We start from the raw sequence: 23336 nt of genomic DNA, 5'->3' as shown, positions 1-23336 counted from the left end.
CCTTTCGGTCGGTGCACACATATACGGGGAGCGTCAGTGCGGCTGAATAGCTTTGATGAATGGTCACCCCTGAAGGAAATAGTCGTAGGCTCGGCCGAGAACTATGTTTCGCACGAGCGCGAGCTTTCTTTTGAACTCTTTTTCCACGACAACATCGCCGGGGACAACCGGTCGGAGTGGTACTACCCGCGCCTGACTTCCCGCCTCGGCGACCCGACCGCCGGCGGCACCCGGATCCCGGTCAAGCAGCGGTACGTCGCCGAGCTGAACGAGGACCTGCAGGGTCTGGTCGACACGCTCACCTCCCTCGGAGTGACGGTGCACCGGCCGACCGACGTCACCCCGGAGACCGCGGAGGTGCGGACGCCGGCCTGGTCGGCCTCGGTGGTACCGCCGCTGAACCTGCGCGACAACACCCTGATAGCCGGGGACGAGATCATCGAAACCTCTCCGATGATCCGCTCCAGGTACTTCGAGACCCAGCTGCTGAAGCCGGTGTTCCAGGAGTACTTCCGGCGCGGCGCCCGCTGGTCGACCATGCCCCGGCCGCTGATGACCGACGCCTCCTTCGACCTGTCGTACGCTCGCTCCAGCAAGGCCGGTGGCCCGATGGAGCCGATCGAGGACCCGCAGTCGTCGCCCTACGACGTCGGCTACGAGATGCTCTTCGACGCCGCGCAGTGCCTGCGGCTCGGCCGGGACATCGTCGCCAACATCGCGACGGAGAACCACGCCCTCGGCGTCGACTGGCTGGAGCGGCACCTGGAGGGCCGCTTCCGCATCCACCGCGTCCACCGGCTGAGCGACAGCCACATCGACAGCATGGTGCTGGCCCTGCGCCCGGGCACGCTGCTGTGCCGCTCGCAGGCCGTGGTGGACCTGCTGCCCGAGCCGCTGCGCAAGTGGGACGTCATCGTCCCGCCCGCTCCGGAGACCTACAACTTCCCCGCGTACGCGGATGACGACCTGATCCTCACCAGCCCGTTCATCGATCTCAACGTGCTCTCGGTGAGCCCCGACACCGTCCTGGTCAACGAGGCGTCCCCCGAGCTGATGCGCGAGCTGGAGCGCCACGGCTTCACCGTCGTGCCGGTCCGCCACCGCCACCGCCGGCTCTTCGGCGGCGGCTTCCACTGCTTCACCCTCGACACGGTCCGCGAGGGCGGCCCCGAGGACTACCTCGACTGATCCACCGGCAGCGCCTCTCACACGAAAGGAGGTCGACCGTGCCCACGGACCCCGTGCCATCCCATCCGACCGCGCGCGTCCGTCCGTTCGATCCGCCCGTGGACCTGATGGAGTGGCAGGACAACGAGCCGCTGCGGCGGATGAGCTACCCGGACGGCCACGTCGGCTGGGTGGTGACCAGCCACCAGCTGGCTCGCCAGATGCTCACCGATCCCCGCTTCAGTGCCCGTTCCGAGTTCAAGCGGGCGCCGGTGTACCGGCCCGGCGCGGATCCGTTCTTCGGTGTCCCCGCACTGCCCGGCTGGCTCGTCGACATGGACCCGCCGGAGCACACCAGGCTGCGGCAGCAGCTGGCCGGCCAGTTCACCGCGCGCCGGATGCGGGAGATGCGACCGCAGATCGACCGGATCGTCGACGACCTGCTGTCCGACCTGGAGCGTTCCGGCCCCGGGACGGACCTGGTCGAGGCCTTCGCACTGCCCCTCCCCTCGCAGGTGATCTGCGAGCTCCTCGGTGTCCCGTACGACAAGCGCGCGGAGTTCCAGCACAACAGCAAGCGGCTCTTCGACCTGGAGTCCACCGCGGCCGAGACCTCCGCCGCCATGGACCGGCTCTACGCCGTGGTGCGCGAGATCGCCGAGGGCCGGTCGAAGGACGAGACCCCCGGTCTGCTCAGGGTGCTCGCCGAGGACGGCACCCTGGACACCGAGGAGATCGCCGGGGTCGGAGTGCTGCTGCTGACAGCGGGCCACGACTCCACCATGGGCTCGCTCGGGCTCAGCGTCCACGCCCTGCTGTCCCACCCCGACCAACTGGCCAGGCTGGTCGCCGATCCGTCGATCGTGGACAACGCGGTGGAGGAACTGCTCCGCTACCTGACGATCTTCCACTTCGGCGTGCCGCGGACCCCGCTGGAGGACCTGGAGTTCGCCGGGCAGCACCTCAAGGCCGGCGACTCCGTCACCGTGTCGCTGTCCGCGGCCAACCGGGACCCGAACTGGTTCCAGGACGAGGCCGACCGGCTGGACCTCGGTCGGCGCACCACCGGCCACCTCGCCTTCGGCTACGGCATCCACCAGTGCCTCGGCCAGAACCTCGTCCGCATGGAGATGCGCGCCGCACTTCCTGCGCTCTTCCACCGCTTCCCGTCGCTCGCACTGGCCGTTCCGGCGGACGAAGTCCCGCTCGCCACCGACCGGAGCGTGTACGGCGTGCACCGCCTGCCCGTCACCTGGTGACGCCGACCGCGCCGGAGGACACCATGCGCGTATCCGTGGACACGCACGCCTGCATAGGGGCCGGCCAGTGCGCCATGGCCCTGCCCGAGGTCTTCGACCAGGACGACACGGACGGCCTCGTCGTCCTGCTGGACGAGACACCGCCCGAGGATCTGCACGACGCCCTGGACGAGGCGGTCAGGCGCTGTCCGGTGCAGGCGATCACGACCACCGACTCCTGACCGCCACCCCGCCGAGAAGGGCACCGCTTCCATGCGACTCAACAGCTTCGACGACTTCACCCCGCTCAAGGAGATCATCGTCGGCTCCGCGGACGGGTACGCCGACCGCATCCGCGACCTGTCGTTCGACATGTTCATCAGCGACAACCTGTCGGGCACCCGGGGCTACTTCCCGAGCCTGTCGACCTGGCGGGACAGCGAGGCCCGCCGGCAGCGCAACGAGCCCGACCGCCTGGCCCTCAAGGAGCGCTTCCTCCAGGAGCTCATCGAGGACGTGGAGGGCGTGGTCGAGCAGCTGGAGGCCCTGGGGGTGACGGTGCACCGCCCGCTGGAGCCCGCCGCCGACCTCACCAAGGTCACCACCCCCGCCTGGGACGCCGCGGTGGTGCCCCCGCTCAACCTGCGCGACAACACCCTCGTCATGGGCGACGAGATCATCGAGACCCCGCCGACCCTGCGCGCCCGGTACTTCGAGAACCAGTTCCTCAAGCCGACCTTCATGGGCTACTTCGCCCAGGGGGCGCGCTGGACGGTCATGCCGCGCCCGGTGATGACCGACGCCTCCTTCGACCCGGACAACGACAACCCCGCGCCCAACATCGAGGTGCCGGAGAACCCTCAGCCGTCGCCGTACGACTCCGGCCTGGAGCCGATGATCGACGCCGCGAACTGCCTCCGGCTCGGGCGCGACCTGATCGTCAACGTCGCCAACCGGAACCACGCGCTGGCCTACGACTGGCTGGAGCGCCACCTCGACGGGCGCTTCCGGGTGCACCGCATGGACAAGCTGACGCAGAGCCACATCGACAGCGTCGTGGTGCCGCTGCGGCCGGGCACGCTGCTGCTCCGCTCGGCCGACGTGCTGGACTACCTGCCCGAGCCGCTGCGCACGTGGGACGTGATCGTGCCGCCGGCCCCGCAGATCAGCGACTACCCGCAGTACGAGAACGGCGACCCGATCCCGCCCAGCCCGTACATCGACCTCAACGTGCTCTCCATCGACGAGAACACCGTCATGGTCAACGACGCCTGCAAGACGCTGATCCGGACCCTGGAGGAGCACCGCTTCACCGTCGTCCCGGTCCGCCACCGCCACCGCCGGCTGTTCGGCGGCGGCTTCCACTGCTTCACCCTCGACACGGTCCGCACGGGCGGTGCCGAGGAGTACATCTGAGCCGGTCCCCCACTCGTGTCGTAGGGAAGCAGAACCATGCGCATAACCTCTGGCGGGGCCGCCGCGGACGACGAGCCCGGACCGGACCTCTCCGATCCGCACTACTTCGGCACCGGGGACCCCCATCCGGTCTGGACCCACCTGCGCGCCCACGATCCCGTCCACCGGCAGTGCCCCATGGGTGGCAAGCCGGAGTTCTGGGCGGTCACCCGGTACGCGGACGTGTCCCGGGTGCTCTCCCAGCACGGCGAGTTCACCACCACGCGGGGCAACATCCTGACGACCCTGGGGCAGAGCGACATCGCCGGCGGGAAGATGCTCGCCGTCACCGACCCGCCGCAGCACAAGCGGCTCAAGGACCCGCTGTCCCCGCACCTGACCAGGCAGGCGGTCCAGGCGTACGAGCCCGCACTGCGGGAGTTCTCCCGCCGCCTGCTCTCGGTCGGTGCCCGGCAGGACACCTGGGACTTCGCGGCCCAGGCCGCCTACTACCCGATCGCGATCGCGGGGCTGCTGCTCGGCATCCCGGAGTCCTCCTGGAACCGGCTGAGCCGCTTCACCTACGCGGCCGTCGCCGAGTCCGACCCGGACTACGCCGGAACCGGCGACTCCCGCTCCGCCGTGCTCAACCGGGCGCACTCCGAGATCTTCCTGCACTTCCACACCGAGGTGTCCCGCCCCGGCCGGGCAGAGGCGGACGACCTCATCGGGGCGCTGCTGCGGGCCGCGCCGGAGGGCGAGCAGCTGAGCCGCGAGGAGGTGCTCCTCAACGCCTACAGCCTCCTCATCGGGGCGACCGTCACCACCTCCCACGCTGCCGGCGCCGGCCTGCTCGCCCTGCTGGAGAACCCCTCCGAGCAGGAGCGCTGGCTGGCGAGCGGGGACACCGAGTCCCTGGTGGAGGAGATCCTGCGCTGGTCCTCGCCCGCCAACCACGCGCTCCGGCACACGACCGGGGAGGTGCGGATGGGCGGCACGACCATCGGGGCCGGCCAGCCGGTCACCGCGTGGCTGGGCTCCGCCAACCGCGACGAGAGCGTGTTCGACGAGCCCTTCCGCTTCCGGGCCGACCGGACTCCCAACCGCCACATCGCGTTCGGCGTGGGCGCCCACCGCTGCATCGGGACCCACCTGGCCCGGCTCGCCCTGACCGTCCTGTTCGACGAGATCGCCAGGAACTTCGAGCGGATCGAGTCGGCCGGGGAGCCGCGCCACCTGCACTCCACCTTCATCGCGGGGATCAAGAGCCTCCCCGTGCGAACGGTCCTGCGGCCGGACGGAGCCGGGCTCCGCGACCTCCGACCACTCGGCGACACCTCTGAGGAAGCACTGTGACAGCCCCGGCACACCCGACATCCGACCCACTCGAACCCGGCCCGGCCCCCTGGTCGCACCCCTCCCACCACGTGGTCCGGTGCCTTCGGCTCACCGGGGAGTTCGACCCCGCGGCGGCACACCACGCGCTGCGGGAGCTGACCTCGCGACACTCCGTGCTCCGGACCGTGCTCCCCGCGTCCACCGGACTGGCGGTGCCGCAGTCCGCCGCGCCGGACACCGAAGGCGCGGCGGAGGCCGACTTCGCCGCGATCGACGTACCGCGCGAGCAGGCGACCGGGCACGCCGCCCGGCTGGCCGCCGAGCCCTTCGACCTCGCCCGCGGCCCGCTGCTGCGAGTTCGTGCGCTGCGGGTCGGCGAGCAGGAGTGGCTCCTGCTCGCCGTCGCGCACCGGCTGGCGCTCGATCCGGTCGCCCTGGACGCCCTCCTCGTCGAGCACGCGCTCGCCCACACCGCCGTACGGCAGGGGGCGCCGCTCGCCGCGGCGGAGGTCCCGGAGCTGCGCCGGCCCTCCGCCGCGGAGGCGACCGTCGAGCTCGACCACTGGCTGAACCGGCCGGAGGCGCTCCCCGTGGTCGACCTGCCGACCGACCGGCCCCGCCGGCCCCGAACCTCCCGCCCCGGCGGCGTGGAACACTTCGCCCTCCCGGCCGGCCTCGCGCCGCGCCTGCGCGAACTGTCCGGAACGGCCGACGCGCTGAGCGCCCTGTGCGCCGCCGCACTCGCGCTGCTCGCCCGCCAGACCGGACAGCAGGCCGTCCCGCTCCTGGTCCCGGTCCGCCCCGACCCGGACACCCCGCTCGGCCGGCCGGAGACCGACGTCGTCCTGGACCTCCGGCTGGACGGCAAGCCGACCTTCCTGGACGTCGTCGAGCAGGCCCGGACGGAGCTGGCCCGGGCCCGCGCGCACGCCACCGCCCTGCCGCCGGGAGCCCTGGCCGGGCCGGCCGGAGCCTGCGGTGACCCGGCACGCCAGCCGGTGCCGGTCAGGCTCGCCGCCCGGAACTTCGGCACCGCGCTGCCGGAGTATCCCGGTGCCACCTGCACCCCCGTCGAGCTGCACCCGGGGACGGCTGCCCGGGACCTCTCCCTCGTCTTCGAGCTGCGCGGGGACGAACTGCGCGGGACGGTCGAGTACGACGCCGACCTGTTCGAGCCGGTCACCGCACGACGGCTGGCGCGGCGGATCGAGCTCCTGCTCACCGCCGCCGCGGAGAACCCGCACACACCGGTCGCCGCCCTGCCCGTGCTCCCGCCCGAGGAGCGCGCCCTCGTGGTGACCGAATGGAACCGCACCGGGCGCGACTTCCCGCGCGACCGCACCACCGCCGCCCTGTTCGAGGAGCAGGTCCGCCGCGACCCCGAGGCGACCGCCCTCGAACACGAGGACGTCCGGCTCTGCTACGGCGAACTGAACACCCGGGCGAACCGGCTGGCCCACCGCCTGATCGAGTGGGGTGTGGGCCCCGACGTCCCGGTCGGCATCTGCCTGCCCCGGTCGGTCGACATGATCGTGTGCCTGCTGGCCGTGCTCAAGGCCGGCGGCGCCTACCTCCCGCTCGACCCCGACCACCCCGCGCAGCGGCTCGCCTTCGTGGTCGGGGACGCCGGTGCCCCGGTCGTCCTCACCGACACCGCCCACGCGGAGTCCTTCGCCGGGACGCCCGCCCGGGTGTTCCGGCTCGACGCGCCGGACGACGCGGAGCGGACGGACGGCCTGCCCACGACCGACCCGGTCGTCCCGGCGGCCACCGCCGAGCACCTCGCGTACGTCATCTACACCTCGGGCTCCACCGGCGCCCCCAAGGGCGTCGCCGTCACCCACCGTGCCCTCAGCCGGCTGGTCAAGGGCGCGGACTACGTACGGCTCGGGCCCGGCGAGACACACCTGCAGCTCTCCCCGCTCACCTTCGACGCCTCGCTGATCGAGCTGTGGGGCGCGCTGCTGAACGGCGGCACGCTGGTCCTGCCGCCGTCCGGGCTGCCCTTCCCCGACCTGCTCAAGGCCGCGCTGCAGCGCCACCGGATCACCACGCTGCTGCTCGTCTCGCCCCAACTCCACGTGGCGGCCGAACAGTTCCCCGAGGAACTGGCCCGCGTCCGACAGCTGATGGTGGGCGGTGACGTCCTCTCGCCGGCCAGCGCCGCGCAGCTGCTGCCGTACCTGACCGACACCAGCTTCCTGCACGTGTACGGCCCCACCGAGTGCACCCTGTTCGCCACCTGGAAGCCCATCGAGGCCGCCGACACCACCCGCCCCACCATCCCCATCGGCCGTCCGATCGCCAACACCCGGACCTACGTCCTCGACGAGGACCTGGAACCGCAGCCCGTCGGCGTCCCCGGTGACCTGTGGCTCGGCGGCGACGGCCTGGCCCGGGAGTACCTGGGCCGACCCGACCTCACCCGGGAGCGGTTCCTGCCCGACCCGTTCGGCCCGCCGGGAAGCCGGATCTACCGCACCGGCGACCTGGCCCGGTGGCTGCCGGACGGCAACCTCGAATTCCTCGGACGCGGCGACGACCAAGTCAAGATCCGGGGGTACCGGATCGAGCTGGGCGAACTGGACGCCGCCCTCGCCGCGCACCCCGACATCCGTGCCGTGGCCACCGTGGTCCGCGACGACGCGCCCGGCGGACCGGCCCTGGCGGCCTACCTGGTGGGCGACGCGCGGCCCGACCACGCGCAGCTGCGGGAGTACATGGCGGCCCGGGTGCCGTCGTACATGATCCCGGCGGCCTTCGTCTGGCTCGACGAGATCCCGCTGACCGCGAACGGCAAGCTCGACCGCAAGGGCCTGCCCGCACCGGAGTACGACTCCGGGGCCGGCCCGGACTCCGCCCCGCGCACCCCGGTGGAGGAACGGGTCCTGTCCGTCATGGCGCAGACCCTCGCACGCGAATCGGTCGGCCCCGACGACGACTTCTACGAGCTCGGCGGCAACTCGCTGCTGCTGGTCACGCTCTTCACCCACCTCCAGTCGGCCTTCCCCGACGCCGGGTTGAGCCTGGTGGACCTGCTGGACAACCGGGCCGGCGGGCAGATCGCCGCACTGCTGGAAACCCGGCAGGGCACCGCGTGAACCCCGACACGACGCGCTGGCTGCTGGGCCCCCCGGCCACCCGCGCGGCCGAGGAGCGGCTGTTCTGCTTCCCGCACGCGGGCGGCGGGGCGAGTGCCTTCGCCTCCTGGCGCCCGCACCTGCCCGACTCGGTGGAGCTGTTCCCGGTCCAGCTCCCGGGCCGGGAGAACCGGGTCGGCGACCCGCTGCCGGCCACGCTCGAAGAACTCACCGTCCAGGCGGCCCGGGCGCTGCTCCCGCTGCTCGAACCGCCGTACGTCCTCTTCGGCCACAGCTTCGGCGGTCTGCTCGCCTACTCGCTGACCAGGCACCTGCACGAACACGGCCACCCGCTGCCCCGGACCCTGCTGATCTCCGGTGCCCGGCCGCCGCACCTGGCCGCCGACACCGCGTACCACGCGCTGCCCCACGACGAACTCCTCGACTTCCTGCGCGCCACCAACGGAGTCCCCGAACTCCTCCTGCAGCACGAGGAGTTCGTCCACCGAATGCTGACCGGTCTGCGCGCCGACCTCAGGCTCGCCGCCGAGTACCGGCCCGCCCCCGCCGCGCCCCTGCCGTGCGACCTGCGGGTCTTCGCGGCGACGGAGGACCCGGTGGTCCCGCCCGCCGCTCTGGAGGGCTGGCGGGCCTACGCCGGCGGGGAGTTCAGCATCCACCGGCAGCCGGGCGACCACCACACGGTCTACGAGCCCTCCGGCGGCCTGTTCGACGCGATCGTGCAATCGGGGCTGACCCGCCCATGACGGCGCGCGCCGGTACGGACCGGCCACGTGCCGCGAGAACACCCATGAGGAGATGACCCAGCATGCACACACCCGTGCCGACCCAAGCAGCGGCGGCGCAGCCCGACCCGTCCCGCGGCGCGGCGGCCCGCGTCACCGGGGTCCCGCGCTTCCGCGGGGACCACCCGGCGGACACCCGCCTGCTGACCACCTACCTCGAAGCCTGCGCGGAGCAGACCGCGGCGCTGCCGCCGCGCGCCGAGCGCTCCGCCGCCGAGCGCGACGGCGCGGATCACGTCGAGCGGGCCGCCCGGCAGGCCCGGCACCGGTTCCTCGACCTGCACGCGGGCCGCGTCTACGACGAACTCACCACCGGCCGTCGCCGCCAGGTCCGGGTGGACGACCTCGCGTTCGCGGCAGCGGAGGCCTACCCCGGGCTGGTCCCCAGCCGCGCGCAGGTCGCCGCGGACCGTCTGGTCCCGCAGTCCGCGAAGTCCGGTGGGGAGCTCGACCAGGGCGTCCTCTTCACCCACCTGCTGGGCCTGCGCGACACCGGCGAGCACCTGCTGCGGTCGATGCTGGCCCCCACGCCCCGGGCCCTGGAGCTGCTCCCCGAGTTCCGCCGGACCGGCCACCTGGACCTCGGCCAGGCCACCGTCCGCCGCGACGGCTTCGTGGCCGAGGTGACCATCTGCAACCAGCACGTCCTCAACGCCGAGGACGACGCGGTGGTGGAGGCCCTGGAGACCGCCGTCGACCTGGCCCTGCTCGACGACGCGGTCGCGGTGGGCGTGCTGCGCGGCAGCGAGCTGACCCACCCCCGGTACCGCGGCCGGCGGGCGTTCGGGGCCGGCATCAACCTGACCCACCTTTACGAGGGGAAGATCTCCTTCGTGGACTTCATGCTCCGGCGTGAGCTGGGGTACATCCGCAAGCTGATCCACGGACTGCGAGGCCCGGCGGACGACCTGCTCGACCTGCCCGGCGGCAAGCCGTGGATCGGCGCCGTCGAGACCTTCGCGATCGGCGGTGCCACCCAGGTCGCGCTCGTCCTCGACCGGGTCGTCGCGGGATCCGACGCCTACTTCTCGCTGCCCGCGCTCAACGAGGGCATCATCCCCGGCGCCGCCAACCTGCGGCTGGGCCGGGTGGTCGGGCGGCGGATGGCGCAGCGCCTGGTCTTCCACGGCGAGCAGGTCCCGGCGGACAGCCCCCAGGCCATGGCGCTCTGCGACGAGGTCGTCAAGCCCGACGAGGTCGACACGGCCGTGGCCTCCGCGGCCGACCGGCTGGCCGACCCGGCCGTGCCCGCCAACCGCCGGATGATGCACCTGGCCGAGGAGTCCGACGAGCTGTTCCGGACCTACATGAGCCGGTACGCGCTGGAGCAGTCCGTTCGGATGCACAGCGCCGACGTGGTGGCGAAGCTGGAGCGCACCTGGGTCAACCGGCGGGCGTCCGCGGCGCCGGACGGGGAGTCCGCCACGCACGCCTGACGGACCGCCGCCCCCTCCGCCACCGGCCGCCCGGCGCCGGCCGCCCGGCGCCGGCCGCCCCGCAGAGAACCCGCAGAGAACCCGCAGAACCCGCAGAACCCGCAGAGATCCCGCACAGAGAGCGAGCCCCTCCCCATGTCCGCCACGGCCACAGCGTCCGAGCAGGGCTTCCGACCGGCGGCGAAGGCGCTGCTGCCGTCAGCCACCCCGGTCCGGCTGGTCACCGAGGCCGGCACCGCGGCCACGACCCCCTCGGGGTACCCCGCGCCCCCGGCCGGGCGGCTCCGCGAGGCGTACCGGCGGATGGTGGTGGGGAGGCGCTTCGACCAGCAGGCGACCGCGCTGACCAGGCAGGGCCGACTCGCCGTCTACCCGTCGAGCCGGGGGCAGGAGGCCTGCCAGATCGCCGGCGTCCTCGCCCTGCGGGACGGGGACTGGCTGTTCCCCACCTACCGCGACACGGTGGCCCTGGTCGCGCGGGGCGTGGACCCGGTGGAGGCCCTGACCCTGCTGCGCGGCGACTGGCACTGCGGCTACGACCCTACGGCGGTCCGGGTCGCGCCCCAGTGCACGCCGCTGGCCACGCAGCTGCTGCACGCCGTCGGCATGGCCGACGCCGTGCGCCGCAAGGGCGAGGACGGCGTGGTGATGGCCTTCGTCGGGGACGGCGGGACGAGTGAGGGCGACTTCCACGAGGCGCTGAACTTCGCCGCGGTGTTCCGTTCCCCGGTGGTCTTCCTGATCCAGAACAACCAGTACGCGATCTCCGTACCGCTCGCGCGGCAGACCGCCGCACCGGCCCTCGCGTACAAGGGAGTCGGCTACGGGGTGCGCTCCGAACAGGTCGACGGCAACGACCTGGTGGCGGTCCTGTCGGTGCTGGACACGGCCGTCGAGCACGCCCGTTCCGGCCGGGGCCCGTTCCTGGTGGAGGCCCACACCTACCGCGTGGACGGACACACCAACGCCGACGACCCCGGCCGCTACCGGGACGAGGAGGAGGTCCGGCGCTGGGACGCCGCGGACCCGCTGCACCGCCTGGAGACGTACCTGCGCGGCACCGGACTGCTCAACGGACAGGACGTCGAATCCGCCCGGGCGGAGGGCGACGCCCTGGCGGCGGACCTGCGTGCCCGGATCGACGTCGGGGAGCAGCCGGACCCGCTCGAACTCTTCGAGCACGTCTACGCCGAACCCACCCCCCAACTGCGCGAGCAACGCGACCAGCTGTCCGCCGAGTTGGACGACACGGAGAACTGACATGGGAACGGCCACGATGGCGCAGGCGCTCAACGCGGCGCTGCGGGACGCGCTGCGTGAGGACGAGCGGGTGCTGGTGTTCGGCGAGGACGTCGGCCGGCTCGGCGGCGTCTTCCGGATCACCGACGGGCTGACCGCCGAGTTCGGCGAGCAGCGCTGCTTCGACACGCCACTCGCCGAGTCGGGCCTGGTCGGGCTGGCCGTCGGACTGGCGATGGGCGGGTTCCGGCCGGTCGTGGAGCTCCAGTTCGACGCCTTCGCCTACCCCGCGTTCGAGCAGATCGCCTCGCACGTGGCGAAGATGCGCAACCGCACCCGGGGGCGGATCTCCCTGCCGATGGTCCTGCGCATCCCGTACGGCGGCGGGATCGGCGGCGTCGAGCACCACAGCGACTCCAGCGAGGCGTACTACGCCCACACCCCCGGGCTGAAGGTCGTCACCCCGGCGACCGTCGAGGACGCCCACTGGCTGCTGCGGGACGCCGTGCGGGATCCCGACCCGGTCGTGTTCCTGGAGCCCAAGAAGCAGTACTGGACCAAGCAGGACGTCGACCTGGAACGGCGCGGTGCGGCGCCCTTCGGCCGGGCGGCGGTCCGCCGCGCCGGACGCGACGCCACCCTGCTCGCCTACGGCCCCGCCGTCCCGGTCGCGCTCGCCGCGGCGGCCGAGGCGGCGCGCGACGGCATCGAGCTGGAGGTCGTGGACCTGCGCACGCTCGTGCCCTTCGACGACGACACGGTGACGGCGTCGGTGCGCCGGACCGGCCGCTGCGTGGTCGTCCAGGAGGCGCAGGGCTTCGCGGGCGTCGGCGCCGAGATCGCCGCGCGGGTGCAGGAGCGCTGCTTCCACTCGCTGGCCGCGCCCGTCCTGCGCGTGGCCGGATTCGACATCCCCTACCCGCCACCGAAGTTGGAGCACGCACACCTGCCCGGGGTGGACCGGGTGCTGGACGCCGTCCACCGCCTGCAGTTCGACGACGAGCCCGACACCGGGCACCTCGCGCGGGTGGCCTCATGACCGCCGCGGCCGAGCCCCGGGTCTTCCTGCTGCCCGACCTGGGCGAGGGCCTCACCGAGGCCGAGGTCGTCGGATGGCGGATCGCCGCCGGGGACACCGTCGAGGTGGACCAGGTGGTCGTGGAGGTCGAGACGGTGAAGGCGGCCGTCGAGGTGCCCGTGCCGTACGCCGGGACGGTGCTGGAACTGCACGCCGAGGTGGGGGCGGTGGTCGCGGTCGGGGCGCCGCTGGTCTCCGTCGGAGCGGCTGTTCCGCCCTCCGCCGAGCCGCCCGCCACGTGGGAGGCCCACGGCGAGGAGACGCCGGCACCGAGCGGCAACGTCCTGGTCGGCTACGGGACGCGGCCTGCACCGACCGGCCGCCGCCGCGCCCGGCGCACCACCGGCCGGAGCGGTCCGCCGGAGCGGTCCGCCGCCCCCCTGGTGATCTCCCCGCTGGTCCGCTCGCTGGCGCGCGAGCACGGCGTCGACCTCACCCGGCTCTCGCCCAGCGGGCCGCACGGCGTCATCCTGCGCCGTGACGTCGAACGCGCCCGTGACGCCGAACGGGCCCGTGACGTCGAACAGACCCTGCGGCCCGCGGTGGATTCCGCTCCGCAGGAGCGCATCCCGCTGCGCGGCCTGCGCCGGGCCACAGCCGAGAAGCTGACCCGCAGCAGTGCGATCCCGACCGCCACCACCTGGGTCGACGTGGATGCCACCGGCCTGCTCCAGGCCCGGGACACCCTCCGGGCCGCCGCCCCGGACCGGCCGATCGGGCTGCTCGCGCTGCTGGCCCGGATCTGCGTCGCCGGGCTCCGCCGGTTCCCCGAGCTGAACTCGACCGTGGACCTCCCGCGCGGCGAGATCGTCCGCTTCCCCCACGTGAACCTGGGCTTCGCCGCGCAGACCGACCGCGGTCTCGTCGTGCCCGTGGTGCGGGACGCGCAGCTGCGGACGACCGCCGAACTGGCCGCCGAACTCGTCCGGTTGACCGCCCTGGCGCGCACCGGCAGCCTGCCGCCGGGGGAGCTGACCGGCGGCACCTTCACGCTCAACAACTACGGCGTCTTCGGCGTCGACGGCTCCACGCCGCTCGTCAACCACCCCGAGGCCGCGATCCTCGGCGTCGGACGCGTCGTCGACAAGCCCTGGGTCGCGGACGGCGAGCTCACCGTCCGCAAGGTCACCCAGCTGTCCCTCACCTTCGACCACCGGGTCTGCGACGGCGCGGTCGCCGGCGGTTTCCTGCGCTACGTCGCGGACTGCGTGGAGCGCCCCACCCTGCTCCTCGCCGCCCTCTGACCGCCTCCACCCGCACTGCCCAGACCTCGACCGCCCCCCTTCCCTTCGCAGGAGTTGACGATGAGTCCGGCCTTCCCCCTGGTCCGCACCACGAGTCCGGTGCCGGAGGCGGAACGCGCGGCGATCCTGGCCGCACCGGAGTTCGGCCGGCACTTCACCGACCACATGGCCCTGGCCCTCTGGACACCGGAAGCCGGCTGGCACGACCGCTCCGTGGGCCCGCTGGAGCCGTTCACCCTGCACCCCGGCACGGCTGCGCTGCACTACGCCCAGGAGGTCTTCGAGGGGCTCAAGGCCTACCGGCACGCCGACGGAAGCGTCTGGCTGTTCCGCCCCGAGCGCAACGCGCGCCGCTTCGCCCGCTCCGCGGCGCGGATGGGCCTGCCCCCGCTCCCGGAGGAGGACTTCCTCGCGAGCGTCGAGGCCCTGGTCCGCGCGGACGAGCCCTGGGTGCCGGTGACCACGGGCGAGGAGAGCCTGTACCTCCGGCCGTTCATGTTCGCCGCCGAGACCTTCCTCGGCGTCCGTCCGGCCGAGCGGGTCGCCTACTCCGTGATCGCCTGCCCCACCCAGCCGTACTTCTCCGCGGGCACCGGCGGCGTGACCCTGTGGGTCAGCACGGCCTACACCCGGGCGGGCAGGGGCGGCACGGGCGCCACGAAGTGCGGCGGCAACTACGGGGCGAGCCTCGCCGCGCAGGCCGAGGCCCGGCAGCACGGCTGCGACCAGGTCCTCTACCTCGACAGCACGGACGAGGAGGGCTGCATCGAGGAGTCCGGGGCGATGAACCTCTTCCTGGTCACCGCTGCCGGCGAGCTGGTCACCCCGGCACTCGGCACCATCCTGGAGGGCGTCACCCGGGACACCGCACTCACGCTCGCCCCCGACTTCGGCCTGGACCCGGTCGAACGCCCCGTCACCCTCAAGGAGTTCCGGGCCGGCCTCACCGACGGCACCATCACGGAGGTCTTCGCGGCGGGCACGGCAGCCGTCCTCACCCCGGTCGTCGGCATCAAGGGCGAGGGCTACGCCCTCACCGTCGGCGACGGCACACCCGGCCGGCTCACCACAGCCCTGCGCGAACGGGTGCTCGACCTCCAGTACGGCCGGGTCGAGGACACCCGCGGCTGGCTGCGGCGCGTCCTGTGACCGCCGCCGTCCTCGTCCTGCTCGGCCTCCTCGCCACTGCCCTCGGCTCCCTCTGGGCCGCCGACTTCCGGGCGGTCGTGACCCGCCTCCACCACCGCCAACTCGCCGAGCGCGCCGGCCTCCCCCCGCACCTCCGCCGCGCCACCCCTCCCCCCGCCACCCCCACCGCCCAACGCGCCCTCGGCGTCCTCCTCGCCCTCCTGGGCCTCACCCTCCTCCTCACCGGCGCCTACGCCCTCGCCCCCTGACGGCCGGGACCAGGGCGGTGGCGTGGCGCTCCCCCGGCGGGCGTCCGGCGGGCGTCCGGCGGGCGTCCGGCCGGCGACGCACAGCCGGCGCTCGACGCACCCGGGGGCGTACGGGAGTCGGCGCGCACCGGGGTAGACGCTGGCGAATGGACCCGAGACCCGTGCGCATTGGGCGTCTCATCTTCGTCGCCTACGTTCTAGGCATGACAGAAAAGCGAGTTGACGACGCGTCGGCCGTGCTGGTGGTCGGCGTCTCCGGGACGGTCGGGCGGCACGTCGGGCTGCAGCTCGCGGCCGCCGGAATGCGGGTACGGACGCTGACGCAGCGGGACCTGCTCGACCCGGCGTCCCTGGAGGCGGCGGTGCAGGGCGTCGACGCGGTGCTGCTGGGGTGGCCGCACCCGACGACGGAGGCGGCGCCGGACGCGGTGGGCGTGCTGGCCCGCGAGGTCGGGCGGGTGGTGTTCCTCTCCTCGGCGGCCGTCCGGGACGTCCCCGAACAGCCGGAGGGCGAGATCGAGGCGCTGCTCGCCCGGAGCGGAGTGCGGCACACGGTGCTGCGGGCGTACGGGTTCGCCGCCGCGCTGCAGTGGGTGCAGGAGATCCGCGCCGGGGACGCCGTGCGGGGCTACGGCGGTGCGGCGGGGCTGAACCCGGTGGACGAGCGGGACATCGCGGCGGTCGCCGTCCGGGCCCTGGTCGAGGACGGCCACGCCGGCGCCAGGTACGTGCTGACCGGCCCGGATTCGCCGACGCAGGCCGAGCAGGTGGGCATCATCGGCGAGGCGGCCGGCCGCCCGGTGACGTGGGAGGAGATCCCCCGCGAGACCGCCCGCCACCGCATGACCGCCACCGGCCGGGCCGGGTCGGCGGTCGACAGCACGCTGGACTTCATCCACGCCCGCATCGCCGACCCCGAGCCGGCCACCACCACGGTCCAGGACGTCACCGGCCACCCGGCCCGCAGCTTCCGCACCTGGGCCGCCGACCACGCCGCGCTGTTCCGGTGAAGCGGGGCCGCTCCTGACCCGGGGTCGGGCTCGTCGGGATCAGATCCCGAGGCCGCGGATGACCAGGTCCAGCAGGGCGAAGCAGAACAGCGAGATGCCCACGAACCCGTTGGTCTGGAAGAACGCCCGGTTCAGCTTCGACAGGTCGTTCGGCTTCACGATGATGTGCTCGTAGACGAAGGCGCCCGCGACGACCGCCAGGCCGATCCAGAAGGCCGCCCCGGCGTGCGTCAGGACCGCGAACCAGCCCAGCAGGAGCGTGGTCAGGACGTGGCAGACGCGTGCACCCCGGATGGCCGCGGGGATGCCGAACCGAGCCGGCACCGACCGGACCTTGCCGTGGCGGTCGGACTCGACGTCCTGGCAGGCGTAGATGAGGTCGAAGCCGCCGATCCAGATGCCGACGGCGACACCCAGGACCACGGCCTCCCAGGACCAGCTGCCCGTCACCGCGAGCCAGGCGCCGACCGGGCCCATGGCCTGGGCCAGGCCGAGGATCGCCTGCGGGAAGTCCGTGAAGCGCTTGCCGTACGGGTAGACCACCATCGGCACCACGGCGACCGGCGCGAGCACCAGGCAGAGCGGGTTGAGCAGCGCCGCCGCGCCGAGGAAGACCACCAGCGCGACTGCCGAGCCGACGTACGCGGTCTTCAACGACACCGCGCCCGTGACGAGTTCGCGCCCGGCCGTGCGCGGGTTGCGGGCGTCGATCTCGCGGTCGATGATCCGGTTCGCCGCCATCGCGAAGGTCCGCAGGCCGACCATGCACACCGTGACGACGAACAGCTGGCTCCAGTGCACCCGCTTGTCGGCGAGGAACATCGCCGTCAGCGCGGCGATGTACGCGAAGGGCAGGGCGAAGACCGAGTGCTCGATCATCACCAGGCGCAGGAACGCCTTCGTGCGCCCCGGGGTTTCGACAGCCGCCGTGCTCACAGTCCGTATTCCTTCCAGCGGCGCGACACCAGTGCGGCGGTGGCCGGGTCCGAGGACACCATCTCCGGCCAGCCGCCGTCGCGGGTGTAGCCCTCCTCGGGCAGCTTGCGGGTCGCGTCGATGCCCGCCTTGCCGCCCCAGAACTGCTGGTACGAGGCGTGGTCGAGGTGGTCGACCGGGCCCTCGACCACGGTGAGGTCCCGGCTGTAGTCGACGTTGCCGAAGGCCCGCCAGGCGACTTCCTGGTAGTCGTGCACGTCGCAGTCGGCGTCCACCACGATGATCAGCTTGGTCAGCGACATCATGTGCGCGCCCCAGATCGCGTGCATCGTCTTCTGGGCGTGCTTGGGGTACTTCTTGTCGATCGAGACGATCACGCAGTTGTGGAACCCACCGGCCTCGGGCAGGTCGTAGTCGACGATGTCCGGGATGATGATCTTCAGCAGCGGCAGGAAGAACCGCTCGGTGAACTTGCCCAGCGGGCCGTCCTCCGTCGGCGGGCGGCCGACCACGATCGACTGCAGGATCGGACGGCGGCGCATCGTCACGCAGTCGATCGTCAGCGCCGGGAACGGCTCCTGCGGGGTGTAGAAGCCGGTGTGGTCGCCGAACGGCCCCTCGGGCAGCATCTCGCCGGGCTCCAGCCAGCCCTCCAGGACCACCTCGGCATCGGCCGGGACCTGCAGCGGGACGGTCTTGCAGTCGACCATCCGCACCCGCTCCCCGGCGACGAAGCCGGCGAAGAGGTACTCGTCGATGTCGCCCGGCAGCGGCGCGGTGGCCGCGTAGGTGACGGCGGGCGGGCAGCCGAAGGCGATCGCGACCGGCAGCCGCTCGCCCCGCTTCGCCGCCACCGCGTAGTGGTTGCGGCTGTCCTTGTGGATCTGCCAGTGCATGCCGATGGTGCGGCGGTCGTGCCGCTGGAGCCGGTAGAGGCCCAGGTTGCGGATGCCGGTGTCCGGGTCCTTGGTGTGCGTGAGACCCAGGTTGAAGAAGGAGCCGCCGTCGAGCGGCCAGGTGAAGAGGGCGGGCAGCTCGTCCAGGTCGACGTCGTCGCCGGTGACCACGACCTCCTGGACGGGGGCGTCGCCGGACTTCACGTGCCGCGGCGGCACGTGCGCCATGGAGGCGAGCTTGCCGAAGGCGTCGCGGAAGCCGGTGAAGCCCTGCGGCAGCTCCGGCTTGAGCAGGCCGGCGATCTTCTCGGAGATGTCGTCCGGGCCCTTGAGGCCGAGCGCCTTGGCCAGGCGCCGTTCGGTGCCGAAGACGTTCATCGCGAGCGGCATCGACGAGCCCTTGACGTTCTCGAAGAGCAGCGCGGGACCCTTGGCCTTCTGCACCCGGTCGACGATCTCGCCGATCTCCAGGTGGGGGTCCACCTCCGCCTTGATGCGCTTGAGATCGCCCTCGCGGTCGAGGGCCCGGAGAAACGAGCGGAGATCGTCGTATGCCATGCCTGTCAGTATCCGCCACCCGATAGCCTGGCTTGCGTCAAGGGCCCGGGAAAGGCGCCCGCCGCGCCGCCCCTGGGGGAAGATCGCAGCCATGTTGCGGATCCTGCTGACCATCGTCCTTCCGCTCGCGCTCTGGGTCTGGGCGTTCGTGGACTGCCTGACCACGCCCGAGGACGAGGTGAAGCACCTGCCGAAGGTGGTCTGGGTGCTGATCGTGCTGCTCTTCCCGCCACTCGGGCCGATCGCCTGGCTGATCGCCGGCAAGCAGCGCGGCTTCCTGCGGGCCGCGGCCGCGGACGGCCACCCGGGGTACCCGGCGGCCGACGGTCCGGGGCGCCCCTCCGGGCGTGGCGGGCGTCCGCTCGCGCCGGACGACGACCCGGAGTTCCTCGCCTCGTTGAAGAAGAGCAACAAGGACCACGAGGACATGCTCAAGCAGTGGGAGGCCGATCTTCGTCGCCGGGAGCAGGAGCTGCGCGACCGGGACGAGCCGGAGGACGGCCGCAAGAGCTGATCACGGGGGCTGCACGGGTACCTCCAACAGCCCACCGGGGCGGCCCCGGGTGGGCTGCGGCCTTTTTGGCGCTTCCCTACGACTGGGCACGGTCTCACCCTGGTGGCCGCCTGCTGGGCACCCGGCTTGAGCAGACCTTGAGCAGCACCCAAGACGACCGGCCTACATTACTGAGGGACGGCCCTGACCTGCGCTTTTCTTCACGCTCAGATCATCGGACCATCATCTGTCCGACAACCCCCGGTATTCGAACGATCACCGAGCGCACCGGCTCCGACCCGACCGCTTCTGTGCAGGCCTGACAGCTAAACGAACCCGACCTTGTACGGAATCGACGCCGAAACCAGCGCACGGCCCCTCGTACAGTCATAAGTGAAGAAAGTGATTCGCGGCCGGGGGCACAGCAGACGTTGGCTGTCGGACAGTTCCCTCACCCTTGGAGTGGTTCGAGATGACGGTTGTGCATGAGGCGCCGGTCGACGGCGAGGTCCACGAGGTCCCGGCCGACGCCCGCGGGCGGGTCGCCGAGCTGCACGAGCTGCGCGAGAAGGTCCTCCGCGGCCCCAGCGACAAGGCCACCGAGGCCCAGCACGCCAAGGGCAAGCTGACCGCCCGCGAGCGCATCGAGCTGCTGCTGGACGAGGGCTCCTTCCACGAGGTCGAGCCGCTGCGCCGGCACCGCGCCCAGGGCTTCGGCCTGGAGGCCAAGAAGCCGCACACCGACGGCGTCGTGGTCGGCTGGGGCACCGTGCACGGCCGCACCGTCTTCACCTACGCGCACGACTTCCGGATCTTCGGCGGCGCGCTGGGCGAGGCCCACGCGCAGAAGATCCACAAGATCATGGACATGGCCATCGCGGCCGGCGCGCCGCTGGTGTCGCTGAACGACGGCGCCGGCGCCCGCATCCAGGAGGGTGTCACCGCGCTGGCCGGCTACGGCGGCATCTTCCAGCGCAACACCAAGGCCTCCGGCGTCATCCCGCAGATCTCGGTGATGCTCGGCCCGTGCGCCGGTGGCGCCGCCTACTCCCCCGCGCTGACCGACTTCGTGTTCATGGTCCGCGAGACCTCGCAGATGTTCATCACCGGCCCGGACGTGGTCCAGGCGGTGACCGGCGAGAAGATCACCCAGAACGGCCTCGGCGGTGCGGACGTCCACGCCGGCGTCTCCGGCGTGGCCCACTTCATCTACGACGACGAGCAGTCCTGCATCGAGGAGGTCCGCTACCTCCTGTCGCTGCTGCCGCAGAACAACCGCGAGATGCCGCCCTCCGTGGTGAGCGAGGACCCGGTCGAGCGGCGCAACGACAGCCTGCTGGACCTGGTGCCCGCCGACGGCAACCGCCCGTACGACATGCGCAAGGTGATCGAGGAGATCGTCGACCACGGCGAGTACCTGGAGGTCCACGAGCGCTGGGCCACCAACGTGCTGTGCGTGCTGGCCCGGGTCGACGGCCACGTCATCGGCATCATCGCCAACCAGCCGCAGTCGCTGGCCGGTGTGCTGGACATCAACGCCAGCGAGAAGGCCGCCCGCTTCGTGCAGATGTGCGACGCCTTCAACATCCCGCTGGTCACCCTGCTCGACGTCCCCGGCTTCCTGCCCGGCGTCGACCAGGAGCACGGCGGCATCATCCGCCACGGCGCCAAGCTGCTGTACGCGTACTGCAACGCCACCGTGCCGCGCATCTCGCTGATCCTGCGCAAGGCCTACGGCGGCGCCTACATCGTGATGGACTCCCGCTCCATCGGCGCCGACCTGTCCTACGCCTGGCCGACCAACGAGATCGCCGTCATGGGCGCCGAGGGCGCGGCCAACGTCATCTTCCGGCGCGAGATCAACGCCGCCGAGGACCCGGACGCCATGCGCGCCCAGAAGATCAAGGAATACAAGAACGAGCTGATGCACCCGTACTACGCGGCCGAGCGCGGCCTCGTGGACGACGTCATCGACCCGGCCGAAACCCGCCAGGTGATCGCCTCCGCCCTGGCCATGCTCCGCACCAAGCACGCCGACCTGCCGAGCCGCAAGCACGGCAACCCGCCGATGTAGCAACGCGGTTCAGTGCAGCAGGCCGTATCGAGAACCACCTCACACCACAGCCACCGGGGGAGAAACCAGGACATGACCGCTTCCGCCGAACCCCTCGTCCGCATCGTCCGCGGCAGCCTCACCGACGAGGAACTCGCCGCCCTGACCGCCGTCCTGATGGCGCGCGCCGCTGCCGCGCAGCAGGCCGCCACCAACGCGCCGATCGAGCCGATCGCCAACTGGCAGCGCCTGGAGCGCCGTCCGGCCTACTACTCGCCGGTCAGCTGGCAGCAGGCCGCCTGACGGCCCGCGGCTCGTGCAGACGGCCGGTCACCCCGTCCGGGTGACCGGCCGTCTGCCGTTCCCGGGGAGCGGGCGCCCTGTTCGCGCCCGTCCGTTCCGCGCGGGCCGGACCGACCGGTGGACGGCTCGGTAGGATGCCTACCGGTCGGTGTGCCTCCGCCGCCCCGTCGGCCCCACGGGATCGGTCGCTGCCGAGGTACCAGAACTTTTCCAGGGAGGCTGCGATGGCCAGGCAGGCCCGCGCGCTGGCGACCCGCCAGGCGGTACTCCTCGCGGCTGCCGAGGTGTTCGACGAGCGGGGTTACGCCGCCGCCACGATGTCCGAGATCCTGGACCGCGCCGGCGTCACCAAGGGCGCGCTGTACTTCCACTTCCGCTCCAAGGAGGAGCTGGCCCTCGCCGTCATCGAGGGGCAGGGCGCCTGGATCGCCGGCTGGGAGCCGTCCTCGGACAGCTCGGTGCAGAACCTGATCGACCTCGGGTACGCCTTCGCCCGCGCGCTCCAGGACGATCCGCTGGTGCGCGGCAGCATCCGGTTGACGATCGAGCACGGCAGCTTCACCCAGCCGCAGATCGCGGCCTACCAGGGCTGGATGGACCTCGTCCGGGAGCTGCTGGAGCAGGCCCGGGACGCCGGGGACCTCCACCCGGGCATCGACCTGGCCGCGGCCTCCGGGGTGATCACCGGGGCCGTCACCGGGATCCAGCTGAGCTCCCAGGTGCTGGCCGGCCGGGAGGACCTGATCCAGCGGATGGCCGACCTGTGGACGCTGCTGCTGCCCGGTCTGGTCCAGCCGCACGCGCTCGCCCGGCTGAGCGTGGCCGAGCGCGCCTGACGAGCGGGCGGGCCGGGCCGGGCGCGCCCGACGAGCGGGCGGACACGGCCGCGCACCCGACGGGCGGCGCGGGTCAGACCCGGTAACCGGCCCGGTTCTCGGCCGCCACCAGGGCGGGCAGCGTGGCCGTCCAGACCCGCCGCACGGCCTCCGCCCGGGGCCGGTCGGTCTCCTCGCCCGCCAGCAGCACCTGGCCGGCCGCCACCGCCGTGAGCAGCTCGGCGGCGGCCCGCCGGTCCACTCCGGGGCACAGCTCGCCGGCCTCGGCGGCGCGGTCCAGCAGGCGGTGGACGACCGCGGTGAGACTGCGCCAGGTGGCGTCCGGGCCGGGCGGGCCCGGCAGGCCGACCCGGGTGTCCTCCCGGCGCGGGCCCTGGCGGCCGAGCCGGACGCCGGCCCGCACCACCACGTCCTCGCGCAGCATCCGGGCCAGCTCGTGCGAGAAGTCGATCAGTCCCTGGAGCGCCGGGCCGTCGGCCCGCAGGGCACGCAGCGCGGCCGAGCCGATCTCCCGCCCGGCGGCACCCCGCACCCCGTCGGCGAGGGCCTGCTTGGACACGAAGTGGAAGTAGAGCGCGCCCTTGCTCACCCCGGCCCGGCGGCTGATGTCGACCAGGCTGGCGGCCTCGAAGCCCACCCGCGCGAAGGTCTCCGCCGCGGCGAGCAGCACGGCCTGCCGGGTCCGCCCAGCCCGTTCCTGCTTGACCACTGGCCCCCTCCGGACTCGGCCGGGCGCATTCCCTCCCCCGGCCCGGCTGCTGTCGGCACGCCCCCTGCCGGGAGCGGCGCTCGCATGCGGACGGCTGCGACCGAAACCGCATGGTTGGTATCTA

At 72.7% G+C, this 23336-nt stretch carries 21 protein-coding genes; 18 read left to right on the top strand and 3 right to left on the bottom strand.

From position 1 onward, the window contains the following. The first annotated feature begins 36 nt into the window (after positions 1-36). The 14 genes from ABTY56_RS08835 (at position 37) to ABTY56_RS08770 (ending at position 16428) form a co-directional block, all read left to right on the top strand. Positions 37-1188, top strand: coding sequence for a glycine amidinotransferase (locus ABTY56_RS08835; protein ID WP_350627661.1), 1152 nt, complete (start codon positions 37-39; stop codon positions 1186-1188). A 107-nt stretch (positions 1189-1295) separates the two neighbouring features. Beyond that, positions 1296-2426 carry a cytochrome P450 gene (locus tag ABTY56_RS08830; RefSeq protein ID WP_350627716.1) on the top strand — a complete coding sequence of 377 codons (1131 nt, stop codon included), beginning with the start codon at positions 1296-1298 and terminating at the stop codon, positions 2424-2426. Positions 2427-2449: 23 nt separating this feature from the next. Beyond that, entirely contained in the window at positions 2450-2647 is a 198-nt protein-coding gene (locus ABTY56_RS08825) for a ferredoxin (RefSeq protein ID WP_350627659.1), read from the top strand. Between the two features lie 31 nt (positions 2648-2678). Next, positions 2679-3821: a glycine amidinotransferase gene (locus ABTY56_RS08820; RefSeq protein WP_350627657.1), complete on the top strand. Its 1143-nt coding sequence runs from the start codon at positions 2679-2681 to the stop codon at positions 3819-3821. Between the two features lie 36 nt (positions 3822-3857). Further along, complete coding sequence (locus ABTY56_RS08815; protein ID WP_350627655.1) at positions 3858-5156, top strand: cytochrome P450; 1299 nt, start codon at positions 3858-3860, stop codon at positions 5154-5156. Next, entirely contained in the window at positions 5153-8239 is a 3087-nt protein-coding gene (locus ABTY56_RS08810) for a non-ribosomal peptide synthetase (protein WP_350627654.1), read from the top strand. The genes ABTY56_RS08815 and ABTY56_RS08810 overlap by 4 nt, the downstream gene beginning before the upstream one ends. After that, complete coding sequence (locus ABTY56_RS08805) at positions 8236-8985, top strand: thioesterase II family protein (protein ID WP_350627653.1); 750 nt, start codon at positions 8236-8238, stop codon at positions 8983-8985. Before ABTY56_RS08810 ends, ABTY56_RS08805 begins: the two co-directional genes overlap by 4 nt. Before the next feature lie 62 nt (positions 8986-9047). Beyond that, positions 9048-10460: an enoyl-CoA hydratase/isomerase family protein gene (locus tag ABTY56_RS08800; protein ID WP_350627652.1), complete on the top strand. Its 1413-nt coding sequence runs from the start codon at positions 9048-9050 to the stop codon at positions 10458-10460. 135 nt (positions 10461-10595) lie between these two features. Then, entirely contained in the window at positions 10596-11720 is a 1125-nt protein-coding gene (gene pdhA, locus ABTY56_RS08795) for a pyruvate dehydrogenase (acetyl-transferring) E1 component subunit alpha (protein ID WP_350627651.1), read from the top strand. Between the two features lies 1 nt (position 11721). Continuing rightward, on the top strand, positions 11722-12738 hold the full coding sequence (locus ABTY56_RS08790; RefSeq protein ID WP_350627650.1) for an alpha-ketoacid dehydrogenase subunit beta: 1017 nt from the start codon (positions 11722-11724) through the stop codon (positions 12736-12738). Continuing rightward, the gene (locus ABTY56_RS08785; protein WP_350627649.1) at positions 12735-14021 is read left to right on the top strand and encodes a dihydrolipoamide acetyltransferase family protein; all 1287 of its coding nucleotides are present in this window, start codon (positions 12735-12737) and stop codon (positions 14019-14021) included. The genes ABTY56_RS08790 and ABTY56_RS08785 overlap by 4 nt, the downstream gene beginning before the upstream one ends. A 60-nt stretch (positions 14022-14081) precedes the next feature. Next, positions 14082-15170 (top strand): branched-chain amino acid aminotransferase, encoded by a 1089-nt coding sequence (locus ABTY56_RS08780; protein ID WP_350627648.1) that lies wholly within the window; start codon positions 14082-14084, stop codon positions 15168-15170. Next, on the top strand, positions 15167-15418 hold the full coding sequence (locus tag ABTY56_RS08775; RefSeq protein ID WP_350627647.1) for a hypothetical protein: 252 nt from the start codon (positions 15167-15169) through the stop codon (positions 15416-15418). Before ABTY56_RS08780 ends, ABTY56_RS08775 begins: the two co-directional genes overlap by 4 nt. A gap of 203 nt (positions 15419-15621) precedes the next feature. Then, positions 15622-16428: a Rossmann-fold NAD(P)-binding domain-containing protein gene (locus ABTY56_RS08770; RefSeq protein WP_350627646.1), complete on the top strand. Its 807-nt coding sequence runs from the start codon at positions 15622-15624 to the stop codon at positions 16426-16428. Between the two features lie 39 nt (positions 16429-16467). On the opposite strand, the gene mqnP is transcribed toward ABTY56_RS08770, so the two are convergent. Then, on the bottom strand, positions 16468-17373 hold the full coding sequence (gene mqnP / locus ABTY56_RS08765) for a menaquinone biosynthesis prenyltransferase MqnP (RefSeq protein ID WP_350627715.1): 906 nt from the start codon (positions 17371-17373) through the stop codon (positions 16468-16470). Then, positions 17361-18818: a menaquinone biosynthesis decarboxylase gene (locus ABTY56_RS08760; protein WP_350627645.1), complete on the bottom strand. Its 1458-nt coding sequence runs from the start codon at positions 18816-18818 to the stop codon at positions 17361-17363. The genes mqnP and ABTY56_RS08760 overlap by 13 nt, the downstream gene beginning before the upstream one ends. Positions 18819-18909: 91 nt before the next feature. On the opposite strand from ABTY56_RS08760, the gene ABTY56_RS08755 reads away from it, so the two are divergent. The 4 genes from ABTY56_RS08755 (at position 18910) to ABTY56_RS08740 (ending at position 22503) form a co-directional block, all read left to right on the top strand. After that, entirely contained in the window at positions 18910-19332 is a 423-nt protein-coding gene (locus ABTY56_RS08755) for a PLD nuclease N-terminal domain-containing protein (RefSeq protein WP_350627644.1), read from the top strand. A gap of 451 nt (positions 19333-19783) precedes the next feature. Beyond that, positions 19784-21385 (top strand): acyl-CoA carboxylase subunit beta, encoded by a 1602-nt coding sequence (locus ABTY56_RS08750; RefSeq protein WP_350627643.1) that lies wholly within the window; start codon positions 19784-19786, stop codon positions 21383-21385. A 72-nt stretch (positions 21386-21457) separates the two neighbouring features. Then, entirely contained in the window at positions 21458-21667 is a 210-nt protein-coding gene (locus tag ABTY56_RS08745) for an acyl-CoA carboxylase subunit epsilon (protein WP_350627642.1), read from the top strand. A gap of 224 nt (positions 21668-21891) precedes the next feature. Next, positions 21892-22503: a ScbR family autoregulator-binding transcription factor gene (locus tag ABTY56_RS08740; protein ID WP_350627641.1), complete on the top strand. Its 612-nt coding sequence runs from the start codon at positions 21892-21894 to the stop codon at positions 22501-22503. Positions 22504-22576: 73 nt separating this feature from the next. On the opposite strand, the gene ABTY56_RS08735 is transcribed toward ABTY56_RS08740, so the two are convergent. Continuing rightward, positions 22577-23212: a ScbR family autoregulator-binding transcription factor gene (locus ABTY56_RS08735; protein WP_350627640.1), complete on the bottom strand. Its 636-nt coding sequence runs from the start codon at positions 23210-23212 to the stop codon at positions 22577-22579. Between the last annotated feature and the right edge of the window lie 124 nt (positions 23213-23336).

This window comes from Kitasatospora sp. NPDC097691, from assembly GCF_040302665.1.
Lineage (GTDB): Bacteria > Actinomycetota > Actinomycetes > Streptomycetales > Streptomycetaceae > Kitasatospora.
Note: the sequence above shows the minus strand (reverse complement) of the source record. Positions and strands in the feature narration are given on the sequence as shown.

What these genes read in the sequence shown, in the direction of transcription:
- ABTY56_RS08830 (WP_350627716.1), top strand. Translation starts at nt 1,296, where the DNA reads ATGGAGTGGCAGGACAACGAGCCGCTGCGGCGGATGAGCTACCCGGAC.
- ABTY56_RS08825 (WP_350627659.1), top strand. Translation starts at nt 2,450, where the DNA reads ATGCGCGTATCCGTGGACACGCACGCCTGCATAGGGGCCGGCCAGTGC.
- ABTY56_RS08820 (WP_350627657.1), top strand. Translation starts at nt 2,679, where the DNA reads ATGCGACTCAACAGCTTCGACGACTTCACCCCGCTCAAGGAGATCATC.
- ABTY56_RS08815 (WP_350627655.1), top strand. Translation starts at nt 3,858, where the DNA reads ATGCGCATAACCTCTGGCGGGGCCGCCGCGGACGACGAGCCCGGACCG.
- ABTY56_RS08800 (WP_350627652.1), top strand. Translation starts at nt 9,048, where the DNA reads ATGCACACACCCGTGCCGACCCAAGCAGCGGCGGCGCAGCCCGACCCG.
- pdhA (WP_350627651.1), top strand. Translation starts at nt 10,596, where the DNA reads ATGTCCGCCACGGCCACAGCGTCCGAGCAGGGCTTCCGACCGGCGGCG.
- ABTY56_RS08790 (WP_350627650.1), top strand. Translation starts at nt 11,722, where the DNA reads ATGGGAACGGCCACGATGGCGCAGGCGCTCAACGCGGCGCTGCGGGAC.
- ABTY56_RS08785 (WP_350627649.1), top strand. Translation starts at nt 12,735, where the DNA reads ATGACCGCCGCGGCCGAGCCCCGGGTCTTCCTGCTGCCCGACCTGGGC.
- ABTY56_RS08780 (WP_350627648.1), top strand. Translation starts at nt 14,082, where the DNA reads ATGAGTCCGGCCTTCCCCCTGGTCCGCACCACGAGTCCGGTGCCGGAG.
- ABTY56_RS08770 (WP_350627646.1), top strand. Translation starts at nt 15,622, where the DNA reads ATGACAGAAAAGCGAGTTGACGACGCGTCGGCCGTGCTGGTGGTCGGC.
- ABTY56_RS08760 (WP_350627645.1), bottom strand. Translation starts at nt 18,818, where the DNA reads ATGGCATACGACGATCTCCGCTCGTTTCTCCGGGCCCTCGACCGCGAG.
- ABTY56_RS08755 (WP_350627644.1), top strand. Translation starts at nt 18,910, where the DNA reads ATGTTGCGGATCCTGCTGACCATCGTCCTTCCGCTCGCGCTCTGGGTC.
- ABTY56_RS08750 (WP_350627643.1), top strand. Translation starts at nt 19,784, where the DNA reads ATGACGGTTGTGCATGAGGCGCCGGTCGACGGCGAGGTCCACGAGGTC.
- ABTY56_RS08745 (WP_350627642.1), top strand. Translation starts at nt 21,458, where the DNA reads ATGACCGCTTCCGCCGAACCCCTCGTCCGCATCGTCCGCGGCAGCCTC.
- ABTY56_RS08740 (WP_350627641.1), top strand. Translation starts at nt 21,892, where the DNA reads ATGGCCAGGCAGGCCCGCGCGCTGGCGACCCGCCAGGCGGTACTCCTC.